Source organism: Nocardia sp. NPDC059195 (genome assembly GCF_042754695.1).
Taxonomy (GTDB): Bacteria; Actinomycetota; Actinomycetes; order Mycobacteriales; family Mycobacteriaceae; genus Nocardia.
This window is the reverse complement of record NZ_JBHZBG010000043.1, coordinates 26,446-40,812: the sequence shown is the minus strand read 5'-3', so window position 1 is coordinate 40,812 and position 14,367 is coordinate 26,446. Positions and strand designations below refer to the sequence as shown.

At 63.1% G+C, this 14,367-nt stretch carries 14 protein-coding genes and 1 pseudogene; 8 read left to right on the top strand and 7 right to left on the bottom strand.

The genetic code is table 11. The features are described 5' to 3' along the window. The first annotated feature begins 145 nt into the window (after window positions 1–145). The gene (locus ACFXKN_RS32010; RefSeq protein ID WP_378944045.1) at window positions 146–634 is read left to right on the top strand and encodes a hypothetical protein; all 489 of its coding nucleotides are present in this window, start codon (window positions 146–148) and stop codon (window positions 632–634) included. On the opposite strand, the gene ACFXKN_RS32005 is transcribed toward ACFXKN_RS32010, so the two are convergent. From ACFXKN_RS32005 to ACFXKN_RS31985, 5 genes are all read right to left on the bottom strand, one after another. After that, a complete protein-coding gene (locus ACFXKN_RS32005) occupies window positions 618–1,175 on the bottom strand; it encodes a hypothetical protein (RefSeq protein WP_378944042.1) in 558 nt (185 codons plus the stop codon). The genes ACFXKN_RS32010 and ACFXKN_RS32005 overlap by 17 nt on opposite strands. Then, complete coding sequence (locus tag ACFXKN_RS32000) at window positions 1,168–2,244, bottom strand: hypothetical protein (RefSeq protein ID WP_378944038.1); 1,077 nt, start codon at window positions 2,242–2,244, stop codon at window positions 1,168–1,170. Before ACFXKN_RS32000 ends, ACFXKN_RS32005 begins: the two co-directional genes overlap by 8 nt. Before the next feature lies 1 nt (window position 2,245). Beyond that, window positions 2,246–4,216 (bottom strand): hypothetical protein, encoded by a 1,971-nt coding sequence (locus tag ACFXKN_RS31995; protein WP_379434588.1) that lies wholly within the window; start codon window positions 4,214–4,216, stop codon window positions 2,246–2,248. Window positions 4,217–4,380: 164 nt separating this feature from the next. Continuing rightward, window positions 4,381–4,989 (bottom strand): hypothetical protein, encoded by a 609-nt coding sequence (locus ACFXKN_RS31990; protein ID WP_378944032.1) that lies wholly within the window; start codon window positions 4,987–4,989, stop codon window positions 4,381–4,383. A gap of 148 nt (window positions 4,990–5,137) precedes the next feature. After that, window positions 5,138–6,028 (bottom strand): Crp/Fnr family transcriptional regulator, encoded by an 891-nt coding sequence (locus ACFXKN_RS31985; RefSeq protein ID WP_378944029.1) that lies wholly within the window; start codon window positions 6,026–6,028, stop codon window positions 5,138–5,140. A gap of 476 nt (window positions 6,029–6,504) precedes the next feature. On the opposite strand from ACFXKN_RS31985, the gene ACFXKN_RS31980 reads away from it, so the two are divergent. The 7 genes and pseudogenes from ACFXKN_RS31980 to ACFXKN_RS31950 all read left to right on the top strand — a co-directional run bounded on the left by ACFXKN_RS31980 (window position 6,505) and on the right by ACFXKN_RS31950 (window position 12,559). Then, window positions 6,505–7,065 (top strand): hypothetical protein, encoded by a 561-nt coding sequence (locus ACFXKN_RS31980; protein ID WP_378944026.1) that lies wholly within the window; start codon window positions 6,505–6,507, stop codon window positions 7,063–7,065. 1,014 nt (window positions 7,066–8,079) lie between these two features. Beyond that, complete coding sequence (locus ACFXKN_RS31975) at window positions 8,080–8,319, top strand: hypothetical protein (RefSeq protein ID WP_378944023.1); 240 nt, start codon at window positions 8,080–8,082, stop codon at window positions 8,317–8,319. 499 nt (window positions 8,320–8,818) lie between these two features. Then, window positions 8,819–9,259: a hypothetical protein gene (locus ACFXKN_RS31970; RefSeq protein ID WP_378944020.1), complete on the top strand. Its 441-nt coding sequence runs from the start codon at window positions 8,819–8,821 to the stop codon at window positions 9,257–9,259. Between the two features lie 75 nt (window positions 9,260–9,334). Beyond that, window positions 9,335–9,709 carry a hypothetical protein gene (locus ACFXKN_RS31965; protein WP_378944017.1) on the top strand — a complete coding sequence of 125 codons (375 nt, stop codon included), beginning with the start codon at window positions 9,335–9,337 and terminating at the stop codon, window positions 9,707–9,709. 57 nt (window positions 9,710–9,766) lie between these two features. Then, window positions 9,767–10,384, top strand: a complete 618-nt coding sequence (locus ACFXKN_RS31960) for a hypothetical protein (protein ID WP_378944014.1) — start codon at window positions 9,767–9,769, stop codon at window positions 10,382–10,384. A 392-nt stretch (window positions 10,385–10,776) separates the two neighbouring features. After that, the gene (locus ACFXKN_RS31955) at window positions 10,777–11,622 is read left to right on the top strand and encodes a helix-turn-helix transcriptional regulator (RefSeq protein ID WP_378944011.1); all 846 of its coding nucleotides are present in this window, start codon (window positions 10,777–10,779) and stop codon (window positions 11,620–11,622) included. Window positions 11,623–11,795: 173 nt separating this feature from the next. Continuing rightward, window positions 11,796–12,559, top strand: a pseudogene (locus tag ACFXKN_RS31950) (glucose 1-dehydrogenase). Window positions 12,560–12,696: 137 nt separating this feature from the next. On the opposite strand, the gene ACFXKN_RS31945 reads toward ACFXKN_RS31950, so the two are convergent. Next, window positions 12,697–13,494, bottom strand: a complete 798-nt coding sequence (locus ACFXKN_RS31945; RefSeq protein ID WP_379434585.1) for an ABC transporter permease — start codon at window positions 13,492–13,494, stop codon at window positions 12,697–12,699. A gap of 2 nt (window positions 13,495–13,496) precedes the next feature. Next, the gene (locus ACFXKN_RS31940) at window positions 13,497–14,363 is read right to left on the bottom strand and encodes a 2-aminoethylphosphonate ABC transporter permease subunit (protein WP_379434592.1); all 867 of its coding nucleotides are present in this window, start codon (window positions 14,361–14,363) and stop codon (window positions 13,497–13,499) included. Window positions 14,364–14,367: the final 4 nt, after the last annotated feature.

The window sequence follows — 14,367 nt, the reverse complement described above, 5'->3', positions numbered from 1 at the left end:
AGCCCTGCCGACTACGAATCCGCTCACGCGCCCGATAACATGGCTCAAGCCGCGTAATCACAAACCCCCGTGTCCAGTTTCCGGGGTCAAGGCCCGTGTGCCTTTGTACCTGGAGTGCACCTCAAACCACTGATGTGCTGATCCCATGATGTTTCGCAACCGCCTCAGCCCAGTCGAGGACCTCAACACCGCGCTCCGCACAGTCGCCGAGTTCAACCGCGTCATACTCGCCGCTGACACCAAAGCAGGACTGTTGTTGACCGCCAACGGATTCGCACTGACAGGGCTGGTCACCACCACACGCACATCCATGAGCACCACTCTGGTCGTGTCGGCGATCGGACTCGCAGTGAGCCTGATCGTGTGCATGGGCTACCTGGCCGCGACCCTGCGGCCGCGACTCGGTAGCGCCGGTCCCGGGAACTGGTTCTGCTTTCCGAGCTTCCCCATCGAAGTGAGCGAACGGCCGACAGCTCCGACGCTGGCCGATCAGGCGTGGCAGCAGGCTGGCACGCTCGCCGATATCGCGCAGCACAAGTACCGCCGCTTCGGTGTGGCACTGCGCTGGACGTCGATCAGCCTCGTCGTCTTTCTGGCCTGGTTTACCGCGGCACTGCTCAGCGCACCGGCGTGACCAGCGGTCCTTCGAACTGCGTGGTCCAGTGCTGGACCGGAGACACGCAGGGCAGGGTATCGGCCACGCATGAATTGCTGTTCCACGATAGAACTCCCAGCACGAGCAGCACACCCGCGATCGGTCGGCGATGCTTGCCGACCGATCCGAGTAGTCGCAGGACAGCGGCCAATGCCGCCTGCAACCAATCGACCAGCACGAGCACGCAATCACCGTAGCCATGCACGAAGGCCCCTGGTACGCGCCCAGCCTTCACCAGAGTCTTGGTAACCACCCATTCCGGCGCCAGCAGCGCGGCGGGAACAGGAGCCGTGAGACGTTCTTCATGTCCGGCCAGTTTGCCGCTCACCCACGGCACCAATGTGCCCACGACAAGGGTCAGCACGGCGAACATCACCCCCACGATGATCAAGAATTCGACAGTCTCGGCCCATCGTGCGGTGAATCCCAGGTCGAGCAGAAACTTGTCGAACTGCCTGATCAGTCCGCCGCCGAAAGGAAGCTCGGTCAACGGGTTCACCGTGATGCCGGGGTTAGTCATCGTCGTCGTCATTGTCGTCGGACCGGTCGAGCACCTCGGCATTCTGCACGAGCGCCGCCATCGGCGACACGACCAGCTCGGGCTTCGGTGGTGCCACCGAAGCAGACCCCACCGACGCCGGATTCACCTGGTCGGCGATCGCCGCGGACGCGTACGCCAGGATGTCCTGGACATCACGTTTGTTGACCAGGTTCTGGTTCAGCAGCGCCTTCAACATGGCATGCGCGGAATCGAATTCCACCTGCTTCTGCTGCATCATCAGGCCGATGACCTCGTTGACATCGCTGCGGTTCGATGACAGCCGGTGCGCGATAGGGCTGAGGTCGCCGCGCTGAATCGCCTCGGCGTAGAAGGTCATCCGCTGTTGCTCCAGCTCGAGGCTGCGCTGCTGGGCGAACTTGGTGAGCTCATAGGTCTGGTGGGACGTCTGCAGCTGCAACCCATGCTGGGTTTCGTTCTCACTCGACTGCAAATGCGCAGTGTGCATTCGGGCACCGTGTTCGGCTTCACGACGTTGAGCTTTCCGGTGATCGAATGTGACCTCTTGGAGATACGCGTGCGTACCGGCTTCGGGGGATAGCTTCACCGAGCAGTTCAATAGCGATATGCCGCAATCCAACTCGATCGGTTTGTCGAAGTGGTCGTTGATCTCGCGTTCTGCTATCGCGAAGTGCTCCACCTGGTATTCGCGACTCAGTCGGCGCAGTTGCTGTTCGAGGTAGGGCCGATACACCTGTTCACCGGTGGCCGGCCGGTCTTTGACCGCCTTCTCAGGATCGACTACCCGCCAGGTCACATCGACGTCGGCCGTGAAGGTGAAGACGCCCTCAGCCGTAGGCAAATCGAATCTGCACGAGTTGTGGTGAATGGCGACGTCCACCCAGTACACACCCATCGGCGGCCGGAAGAATATCTCCCCTGCCGATGGTTGGCGCGTCAGTAGCGTCAGTCTTCCTGCCCGGTCTACCGATACGGCCGCATGCCCGTCTGTCGGAGGGCGGAAGGCGCGCCATGCGGACCTCTGCACTTCCGCATATTGGACAAGTTGCCGTGTCCGCTCGATTGTCATGTCAAACCCCCTGTTTCACGTCGAGCATTGTCAGCAGTTCGTCGACGGCTGCCCTCGGACCGCTGTCCTCGTCAGCCCATTCACGGAGGTGATACGGCACCATTCCGTTGTTCTGATCTGCCCTTTCCAGGTCGACGAGCAGTCGTCCCAGCGGCCGGCGGAACTGCGGGTCGCGTTCGGCGACATGAACCCATCGCTTGATTTCGGCGTAGGCGGCGGGCGGGTAGTACGGCGCTTGCATGAGGCGGGCGAAGAGCACGACGATGTGATCCCGGTGCTCGTCGGATTGATCGGCCAGCCAGACCAGCCTCGGCCACGGCAGAACACTGCCGACTGTCTCGACTACCAGATCGAAGCTCAGTTGCAGGATGCACAAGAATCCGGTGTAGCGCACGCCCCGCCGTCGCGACACGGTCCACCTCCGCAGATCACCCAACACACGGACAGCCAGCTCGCGACTGCTGAAGAGCTCGATCATGCTGTAACACACAGCATCTTGTAGATCTGGGTCGGGGCTACGAGCTGAGCGTCGTAACAGCCGGAGGGCACGGTCCGGCATGAGTTGCCCCACGGTGCTGCCCAGAGCAGCCGTCGCCGTGACCCGCCGAGCCATCGGCTGCGTCGGCTGGACCCATGCCTCGAGCATCTCTGCGACCAGCGGCGCGAGCTCGGGCTGCAGACTGGAAAACTGCAGCGCGCCGATCGCGGCGTACTGGTCGTGCCGCTGACCGCTGTCAGCCCATGGTTCGATCACCAACCGTCTGACGTACTCGAACTCGAAGGTGGACAACAACCCGACGGCAACACCCGCACGAGTGCTCACTCTGAGGTCGTCTGCACCGCCGAGTTCGCGTAGCCAGTCACGAACCAACTGGTGCGCGGCCGAATACTCCCGCCATGTGTATTCGAGCAGCCGCTGTGGAAAACGTTCATCCACGAATCTCACTGCGTCTACGGTGATTCGGCCGTACACCGTGTCCTCATAGGACCGATACGACTGCGCCTGAGCTCTACTCAGTAATTCGGTGCTCCGCACGCCGAACACCCTCTGACCTGACCGGGAGTCATCGTCGAGAGCCTCCACGTCGACGATCGACCTCGCCAGTGCTCGACCCGCTTCGGACACGATGTGCAGCGGCATGTTGTTGAACACCGCCAAGGCGATGGCGAATGGTCGAGTATCGGTGTCGAGCTCGTCGAACCACTCCCGGAACCGGTTGTCCTCGGCGGCCGCATACCGACCGACCACCTCGGCGATGTCGATTCGACCTTCGGAAACATCGACCAGTTGCGCAGCCAGGTAGACCAGTTCCTGTGCGGACGGACGGCGCTCTTCCATCATGCTCAGCAGCGTCGTGACCTCGAGGCGCGAGAGCACGCCGAGGTCGTCCTCGGCGAGCTGCTGGAGCAGGTGCTTCCTCAGGAACGCCGGAACGTCGGCCGGCTCACCGACGTCCAGCACGAATGTCCCGGCGTCGGGGCTGAGCTCGGCCTGAGCATCGACAACGACGATCAATCGACTCTCGACCTCGGCCAACTGCCGCCCTAGTTGTTCGAGGTGGAATTCGCTCAGCGCGCGTAGCTGCTGGCTGTGCGGTGTATCGAACAAGTAGCCCGTGCAACGTTCGAACTGGATGTCCAGCGATCTCAACTCCGCATCAGGGCTGAGCTTGTGCACACCTGCCGCGCATTGCCGGCTCAGCGCTCGCAGAGCGGTGGCGGTCCTGCCCCACCCTTTCGGAGCACGCAACAGCAGTACCTGCTGCGACCCCAGCCGATCGCACAGCTGCTCGAACCTCGGCGGCGGTGCGAAAATCTGCTCGAGATCGTGGAGCTTGCGCGGTTCCACTCGACCGCTTCGTTCGAAACCCGCCCCGGACCCGCCCCCGTAATTGTCGCGGCCGGTCAGTGTGCCGACCTGTGCGTCACCGAAGATCACCGTACTTGCGATGACCGAGGGCCGCCCGTCCATCGCACCTAGCGCTTCGAACCTAGCGCTCGCTGCAGCACGCGATTCGCGTCGACGCTCAGAATCAGTGGCTCGTTCGCGGATCTTGTCCGCCTCCGCCTCAGCGTCTTCGAGCGGCTCCGGATCTGGTGCCGACGTCTCACTTGGGACCGACTCCTCCGAATCACTCACACGGCACCCCCTCGGTTGTCGCCGCCGATAATGGTGCGGGCCCGGACATCCCCGATAATCATGTTGTTGGCGTTGATCGACCCGAACTCATCCGGCCGGACGGCTTGCTCGGCCCTCGTCCTCTTCGGTTCGGCAACGTCGACGGGAAGCGGCGGCTCGGGATAGCCCGGCACCCGAAGCCATGCCCTGACCTCGCCTTCGGAGGTCCTGATGTCGGCGGCGCGATACGCAGCAGCAGTCACCGTCGGCCGGTAGTTGTGCCGCACGACCCCCTGATACACGACATCGGAGACGGCGACGACCCCAACGGCCCTGCTCGCATTCTTCAGAGTGCTCTTGACTACAGAGGTTTCGTTGAGCCGGAACGTAGCAGTCAGCGCATCACTCGACCAACCCCGATCATCCCTGTTCACATAGCCCTCGTGCACAGCGATGCGTACTCGGATCCACTCGAGCGGACCGACTGTGTGGTTGTGGGCACGCACCCCCGCGATGACCGACTCGACAACCTTGTCGAGCACCTCCAGTACGGGAAGCTCGAGGACGAGCAGGCAACCGTCGCCCCGATCATCATTGGCGACAACGGATCCGGTGCGATCGGTCACCTCATCGAGGATTCGGTACAGGTTCGAACGCATCGCCGTGATTTCAGGGTTGCTCAGTCGACTCGAATTCTCGACATCGACGACGACAAATGTGCGGTGCACCGGTCCGTTCATGGTCTACCTCCATACGGTGTGGGTCGCCTCATGTCTATCGGGGGTATCCCGCCGCGTCTGCGTCCAAATGCACACTCGGAAGTCCCTCTACGATGTCGGCGAGGAGGTCTGGTCGCAGCAACTCCACTCGCCGTCTCCCGGTCCGCACCGCGCCCAAGCTGCGGAGCTGCTTCAGCGCCTTAGAGACTGCTTCTCTGGATGCTCCCGCAGCATGGGCCAGTTCCTCTTGGGACAACGCCAGAGCGATGATCACTCGGTCATCGCCGCGCTCCCCGTAGCGCCGGGCATAGTCGATGAGCAAACGCGCGATCCGCTCGGTGACGCTGTAGGCACCGAACTCGAGGCGCTGAACATCGGCTTCGCGCAGGCGGTTGACTACCACCTGCAGGAGCGTGAACGCGATCTTGCCGTCGCCGATGAGCAAGTCACGAAAAGCCGAGCCCGACAGCGAGGTCGCAGTGACCGCCGACAAAGCGGTCACCGTCGCCGACCGCGCGCGGCCGTCGATAGCGGAGAACTCGCCGATCAGGTCACCGGGCCCGCGAATCGCCAGCAATGCCTGTTTGCCGCTGGCCGCCGCCGAGGTCACCTTGACCCGGCCGACCTCTATGACCACGACGTGCTCTGACCGTTCGCCTTCGTGCATCAGCACGGTCCCAGCCGGCCATTGGCGTCGTATGCCAACTTCTAGCAGGGCATCTCGGCAGAGTTTCCATACTTCGTCGACGCTCAGATCTCCCCCTATGCGACCGCAAACGCTGCGACGATACTTACCCTCTACTATCGAACTATCAAGCGCAACAACATACTTGACGAGTACAGACTGCCGCGTCAAACGACATCTGCCAGGAACGCATTCCACCGCTTCCAGTCTCTGATCCGGTACATGAAGATCATGTACCGCGTCGGAGGGGCGGGCATCCATAGCGTGTCCGTCTGGGCTGTGACCGGATCTGGACCACTCTCGTGGTCGGTTCCAGGCATGGAGACTCCGAGTGGTCGTCGCATATGGTCGAACAGTGACGCTGGCGAGGACAGGCCAGAAGTGGCCTGAAGATGAGGACCGGCAGCTACTTTGAGCCCTGCGCGCCGACGACCCACTGGCGGCGACCACAGCGGAACACCATCGCAGCGAAGGCGCGATCGTGGCGCGAGCAAAGCATCTGGCTCGGACTGTGCATAGGTTCGGAGACGATGAGAATCCGTTCGACTGGGCACGAGCAGAATTGCGCCGCCACGAGACCTTGCCGGATTGGCCCACCAGGCCTGGTATCGAGGGCACCTGGGTGCAGGTCAGGGTGAAGCACGGACTGCTGCACACTAGTCGTTCGCGCACGTCGGGCGCGTGGGAGCTTGAGGGTAGGAGATCGAGTACGGTGTGGGTAGCAGGTTGGTTTCGAGATGGGAAAATCATTGCCGCACAGTAATATTCGACTACCCGCGTATGATGACCGTCTCGGAGACCGACGTACCCGCCGTTACACGGCGGCCTTCGACTGGGTGATGGAATCGATCGAAACCGGGCACTACCTGGAGGCCGTGGCGATTCTTGATTCATTGCTGAGTGACCGCCTAGCGAGCCGGTACTGGCATATTCGCAAACAGTTACCCACCGCTAAAGACACAACTGGGAATTTATGTGCCAAACTCCTGAAAGGGTACAAACTCGACGATAACCCAGCTGTTGAAAAGGATCCCTCCTTTATCGCCGTCATCGAGGCGATCTGGGAGTGGACTAAGGTCCGCAACGAAGCAGTGCATGCAACTGCCAAGGTCTTCAGCCTTAACGACCCTGATGCGACCTTCGCTGGTGCTGTGGCGAAGCATCGAACCACCGCGTTAGTCGCGGTGAAACTACTGCAAAGGTTCGACGATTTGGACACTGCGGATCGAGACAAAGCGGGTGAAATTTCGGCGACTTACCCAAATGCATTCTTTCCCGGCAGATCTCCTCGGTACTAGTGTCATGTGACACATCCGAATGGCGAGAATCGCACAAAGTTGCAGACGCGTGCTTCGAATACTTCAATGAAAAGCTGGTGCCGAGCGGGCCGCGCGGCAAATCTCGCGGTCAGACTCGTGGCCGATTGATCATTTGCGAACGCTCCGAATTCACAGTCGGCGAGAGACGTTCCTCGTTCTGGTTACCGGTCGAGACCGGATCAGAGCGACCTATCCGCAGGCCGAATTTGTACGCGCAGAATGTCGGCGGGTGCGCGATAGGGGACTCGCATCGACCTTTGGCATCAGAGCTTCGGAAATGTGTGATCGAGAGCGATCGAATACATATCGCGAAGCTGGTGCGCACCAGTCGTATTGACTGGGCCCTGATCGCGGGTCCACCGGCTATGCGAGTTGCTGCGTCGGTTCTGTAGTGTCCTTCCCACAGGCTCTGTGAGCAGGACTCGTGCAGTCTCGACCACGTGGCGTCACGGGCGTCAAGCACCCCGGCGATCTTTCGAAGCATCGCGGCCACGGTTGGGCTGGGCCCACCTTTCTGAGACTGAGCGACGGGTCTGACGGCCACCAGAATCGTGTCGCGGAAGTTGTCGGTCTCGCTCGAGTACCGGCAGAGCGGATACATTGCCGCGATTAGGCCTAGCAGTATCGTTCCCGTGAGTCCGACGGGAACGGATCGCTTGGCCTGGTGCGATGACCGACGAGCTGCGTTGAGGGAGCGACATTTCCGACACGGCGGCCTCGTGCATGTGCTGGCATGGTCGAAGACCCCTGTGTTGCGCGGCCGTGGCGGATGGTGACACGGCGTGGAATCGCGTGGCACCGCATCGACCTAGCCACCTTTCAGTTTGCGGACCTGGGCGCCGGCACAGATGGCGCCGACCAGGCTCGCTGACCGAAATGACCGTGAAGCACACCGCAGCGCACTGAGCGCTGCCAGTGCGTTTCTGAATGTCGACAGGGTCCGTCGCAGGTTCGCGCCCTCGGCAAGACGAAGCTCTTGTTCGTTGTCCCCTGGTGGCGCGACTGCCCATCGCTCACCCGGACCTGAGCCACAAAGCGTCAGCAGAATGTTTGCGCGAACTTCCGGATATGTTCGATCGCCGCGACCGCGCCGCCGTAGCGCTCGGATTGGAGCTTTCCTCTGAATCAGAAGTCCTGGAACAACTTCGGCAGACCACGACGCCGGCCTGCGAGGACTACATTCTGATCTTCACATCCGAAGGAACCCGATACGAACCGTTGTTCGAGCTGTGAGCCGAACGAACTGAGTTCACTCGCGCATACTCATGCGAACACATCCTGTAATGTAGCGGCGCGCTTCCTCTGGCAGCCCGTCCATAGTCATCCGGCCCGTCACTGATCGTTGGTGGATGAAGCGGGGTCCAGCTCCGGTGGGAGCCGCTCGTTATCGGGAGGGTAGATCGGCTCCGGACGATGATCGAAAAGATAGTCGCGGAAGGCGTGCAGGTACTCGTCTAGTTCTTGTTGATCGAAAAATCAAATGTGGGTCGGGTCGGACCACTCTTCCGGTGTTGGGTGTCGTGCGATCACGAAGTCGAGGGCCTCGCGAACCATGTCTCGATACTCCGGATCCGTGGCGAGTGCGGCACGCAGTTCCGGGGCGGATCGCCACATCTCGTCACCGAACTCGATGGTGGGCGGTAGCGTACGGACCGGGGGTATTCGGGTAGTCGGATGAGATGCGAAAACCCGTCCTCGCTCGCCATTTCAACTGTCACATGGGGGTTTTCGAATGTCTCAGATCGATGCGATGCAGGCGGGCGTGCAGTCGCCCTACGCGAACCAGCCCGCCGTTCGGCGATTGACCCGCCTTGCCGGATCCGCCGGAATTGCGCTGGGCGTCGCGCTTGCGGCCTGCTCTGTCGGACTCGTGGTGTCCGGGCTGGTCAATCCTGAGTATCTGATCGTCGTCTGCGTGGTCGCGCTGTTGCCTGGGATTCCCGCTCTCAGCCTGCTCACGGCGTCGCGGCGGATTCTACGTGGCGAGATCAACGGAACGACCAGGGCGACCGCGATGTTGGTCATCACGGGCGGCCTCGTCCTACTGGGAGCGGTGGGCGCCCTCATCGAAGGGCCTTGGCCCGCGAAGATTCTGATGGTCGTCCTCGCAATCGGCACTTTCACAACCGCGACCTTCGTCAACCGTGCCGATCGAGCGTTGAAAGGCCAATAGTGGAGGCTTGGTGGGGGGTAGCCCGCTCGGCCGTGCGGCTGGTCCACACGGCCGAGAATCCACGGGGCCGATCAGGTGGTCGCTACCCTGCACCAGCTTCCGTTGATCGATACCCTGCGTGAGCTGGACCGGCTTTTGTCCCCCGGCGGCCGACTGGTCGTCATCGGGTGCTTCCGCGATGCAGGCCCGATCGACTACGCAACGGGCGCCGTCGCCTCGGTAGCGAATCTGATTGTGGGCAAGATCAAGCACCCTCACCCGAGCGACCAACTCCCGATCAAGATGACCGTGCCGACCGCGACACCATGCGAAACGCTGACCGAGATCCGCTGTGCGGCAGCCGAGTATCTACCTGGAGCGCGCATCCGTCGACGCCTGTTCTGGCGGTATTCGCTGGTCTACAACAAAGCTGCAGTAACCGCCGACCAGCGCGGCACCGGAATGCACTGACATGCCGCTGAACGAGTTGACCGGCCCAGCCGACGGCGCCTGAGATAGGTTACGGGAGTGTGGCCCTTCGTCGACGAACATTCCTTCTGGGTCTGGGCAACTGATCCCGATGCGGTGTTGATCGACCAGGACGAAGACGTGATGCTCCACGACCCGGCAGGGCTGACACTCCTGTTGGGTGCTGCCGAGGATGCCGACTGCCCCAAACAGCGCTACTGTGCCGCAGTCTTGCACGACTACTCCCGCCGGATTGTGGGCTGGCAAATCTCGGACGCTTATTCAGCGTTGCAAGTTGCCGCCGCACGAGCGCCGACGAGCCATGATGCGTGGGTGCGCCGATGGGCGGACTATGTGACCCGGTTGTTCTCGTACCTCAGCGATGCCGGACCAGTGAGCCGTGCCGACGCCGAGCAGATGTCGGCGGATCTGCTGACCGGCCCCGCCGAAAGGCTGACGGTACAGATTGCCGCCAGCAAAAAGCACTGGCAGTGCGCTGAATCCGGGAGCTACCCAACATATCTCTACATCGACCGCAAGTCTGGCGCATTTCGGATGACACGGCCGCGTCCACTGTCCGAACAGGAACTCAGCACGTTGCATCGAGACGATCGCGCGCGAAACCGATTGGTACCGCGGCAATCAGACCGTGCGCGCCGACCTGGTCGTGTCAGGTGAACGCGCCGCTGCCGATTATCGCGTCCTCGATGACCGGTCGTGCGTGGGTACCTGCATTTACCGCCTTTGACTTGGCTCGAGCACGTGGGTAGACGTCTCGAGAAGACTTGCTCGCCTGCGCTTGGTTGTGCTGGTGAATTCTGACGTCGTTTATCGGTGAATTGTCCTTTGTCAGTGAATCTGAGCCACGTGCCGCCCTTGACCTGCGGTAGCCCATTTTGAGTGGCAAGCCTTCGGGCCCGGGTTGCCACTCGAAGTGGGCCGGTTTGCTCCACCGGCAGCAGCGAAGCCGCTGACCAAACGCTCACTGAGCCAGGTTCGGTGGCAGAAATATGCCTGTTCGCCAGTTGCATCGAGCGGCACCCCGACTTCCACGTTGCTACCTTGGTTGCATGGTCAGTGCGTCATCTGCCCGGCGGCGCGAGGAGCTGCGCGATTTCCTGCGGTCGCGGCGGGCGCGGATCGGTCCGGGCGAGGTGGGGCTGCCGGTGGTGGGGCGGCGGCGGACGCCTGGGCTGCGGCGTGAAGAAGTGGCGATGTTGGCCGGGGTTGGGGTGTCTTGGTACACCTGGCTGGAGCAAGGGCGTGACATCACGGTGTCGGGTGAGGTGCTCGATTCGGTGGCGGGGGTGTTGCGGTTGAGTGGGTCGGAGCGGGTGCATTTGTATTTGCTCGCGGGACTCAATCCGCCGCCTGCGGGTGGGTCGGCGACGGAGGTGACCGCGCAGGTGCGGGCGGTGATCGACGGGTGGGAGCGGGGGCCTGCTGTTGTGCGCGATCGGTACTGGAACATCTTGGCGTTCAACGCGCTTGCGGGGCGCGTGTTCGGGTGCGACGACGGCGAGCCGCACAACTGCCTGGTGACGTTCTTCACCAGCCCCCGCTACCGAGAACTGCCTGAGCTGTGGGCCGATGCCGCCCCTGGCGTGGTCGCCGCCTATCGCGCGGACGCGGCCCTCGTGCCGCATGACAGCGAATTTCAGCGTGTAGCAAGCGAACTCGCTGCTTCGGAGCCGGAGTTCGCTGAACTCTGGGAGCGCCACGAAGTCGGTGCGCCGCTCCAAGCCGTGAATGCCCTGCACCATCCCGAGGTCGGCGATCTCTACTTCGATGCCACCACGCTCACCGTCGCCGACCACCCGAATTGGTCACTGGTGCTATACAACCCGCAACTGAACACCGACACCGCCCAACGCCTGGCCGGACTCCCCCGATTGCACCTGACCGAATCGGCGTAGCCACCGACTGCGCGCATAGTCATACACCGTGAGGCGTCGGACGGCTAAGTGGCGCGGCCCGGGTCTACACAATCGAATTGCCGCCGTCTCTGCGACGACGGCCAGCCTGGTGGTGGCACACCCCTGATAAATGCGCACTGCCTACTCGGTCGGCCGCCCGCCACGCTGAATCCATGACGCACAACAGTTCTCGATTCGAAGGCAAGACCGCGCTGATCACCGGCGGCAGTAGCGGGATGGGTTTGGCCACCGCGCGTCGGTTGATCGCGGAGGGGGCTCGGGTGGTGGTCACCGGGCGAGACAAGGAGCGGCTCGATGCGGCCGTTGCCGAGCTCGGTGGGCAGGCGCACGGAATCGCCGGTGACGCTAATGATCTCGGCGATCTGGATATTCTCGCCACGGCGGTTGCCGACCGCTTCGATCACCTTGATCTGGTGTTCGCGAACGCGGGCATCGGTTCGTTTCAGCCGATCGATCAGGTGACCGGGGCACTGTTCGACCAGGTGATCGGCAGCAACCTCAAGGGTGCCTTCTTCACTATTCAGAAGACCCTCCCATTGCTCCCCGACCATGCCTCGATCGTCATCAACGCCTCATTCGGGCTGCACCGCGGCGTCCCCGGCTCCGCCCTGTACTCCGCGAGTAAAGCGGCAGTCCACAACCTGACCCGCACTCTCGCAGCGGAATTGGCGGCCGGCGTATCCGCGTGAACTCGGTCAGCCCCGGCTACATCGATACCCCGGCCTTCCGCGCGGAGCTTTCCGAAGCCGCTCAGCAGGGAGTCGCTGCCCTGTCCCCCGCAGGCCGTGTCGGCACTGCCGAAGACGTCGCCGCCGCCGTCGCCTTCTTGGCTTCGTCCGACGCAACCTTCATCAACGGCCACGACCTCCGCGTCGACGGCGGGCTCACCGCAGTCGACGCATCGGCGCTCTTGTAGCCACCGGGTCGCGCGCAGTGGAACCCGATCGCGGGGAATTGCGCTGAGCGTTCACCACTTCGCGTTTCGGTCGGAAATCGACCGACGAACCGATTGGTGAACGCGCAGCGCAGCCCGCCCGGCACGACCATCTGCCTTCAGCGCAGAGCCGCGCGTCCTCGAATGCGGCCGAGGACGACCAAGACCACCAGCGTGACCACCACGAGGACGGTGGTTCCGGCTGCCGCATCGAACACCTCACCGCGGTCGGTTTGGGCGAAGATGCTGACGGGCAACGTCTTCCAGGTGGCGGGGTAGACCATGATGGTCGCACCGAGTTCGCCCATCGACAGGGCGACCGCCAAGCCCGCGGCGGCACCGAGGGCAGGCAACAGCAGTGGCAGTGTGATGTGGCAGAGGACTCGAACTGGTCCTGCACCAAGGGATTCGGCGGCCTGGCGGTACGCGGGGTCGAGACGGTCGAGGGCGGCGGAGACGGCGCTGAAGGCGTAGGCCAGGACCAGGACCGCGTGGGCGAGGATCACGATCCACTTGGTGCCGCCGAGCAGGAGCGGGCGCTCGTTGAAGGCGATGAGAACGCCGAGGCCGACCGCCACCGAGGGGACCGCGACGGGCAGGTGGAAGACCGCGTCGGTGAGGCGGCGCAACCAGGTGGGGGCTTCTCGGGAGGCCAGGGCCGCCCAGGTGCCGAGGACGAGGGAGATTGCGCCGGCGAGCAGGGCGGTTTGCAGGCTCACCGAGAGGCTGGCCGCCTGCTCGCCGCTGAGCGCGTTGCCGATATTGGTGAAGCCGAGGTCCGAGGGCAGTGGGCCGGTCCAACTGCCCGCCAGTGCGGCGGCGATCACGGTCGCGATCGGGGCGACGAAGACCACCCCGACGACCAGCGCGAAAACACCGAGTACCAGCGCTTTTCCGCGTGGAGTCCAGACGAGCACGATCAGTCCCCCTTCGGGCGGGCGATGAACCGGGCGAACACGAACCGGTAGACGAGATAGAGGCTCAGCGAGAGCAGCACCTGTACCGAGGCCAGCACGGCCGCGCCGGGCAGGTCGAAGGTGACGATGCCGCGGGTGTAGATCAGCGCGGGCAGGGTGATGACACCCTTCGCGCCGGTGAACAACACGATGCCGAACTCGTTGAGCGTGAGCAGCAGCACCAGCGAGCCGCCCGCCGCGAGCGCGGGCCATGCTTCGGGCAGCACCACCTGACGCAGCACCCGCCACGGCGAAGCGCCGAGACTTGCTGCCACATCGAGTTGTTCGCGGGGCAGCTGCGCGAACGCGGCAAGCACCGGGCGCACCACGAACGGGGTGAAGTAGGTGATCTCGGCGAGGATCACGCCGAGCGGAGTCGTCAGAAAGTCGATGACCGGTGTTGTCGCACCGGTCAATTCGGCGATCAGGGCATTCACCGCGCCTGCCGTCCCGTAGAGGAAGGTGAAGGCGAGCGTGATCAGGAAAGACGGCAACGTCAGAATCGTGTCGATGAGCCTGCCGACCAGACCGGATCCGGGGAACGGCACGAAGGCCAGCACGATCGCCAGGAACGTGCCGAGGACCAGGCACCCAGCCGTGGCGCAGACGGCGATGGAAACGGTGCGCCACAACGCTTCCCGGAACGTCTCGGACGCGAGCACCGAGGTCCACACCTCGATGCCGCGACCGGTCGGGGTCTGGGTCGACTCGGTCAGCACCCGCAGAATCGGATAACCGGCGATGCCGAGCACCACGAGCACGGGCGGCAGCGTCCAGAGAATCGGCAACCACGACCGACGCGGTGCGCGATCCTTCGACGGCGGCGACATATCG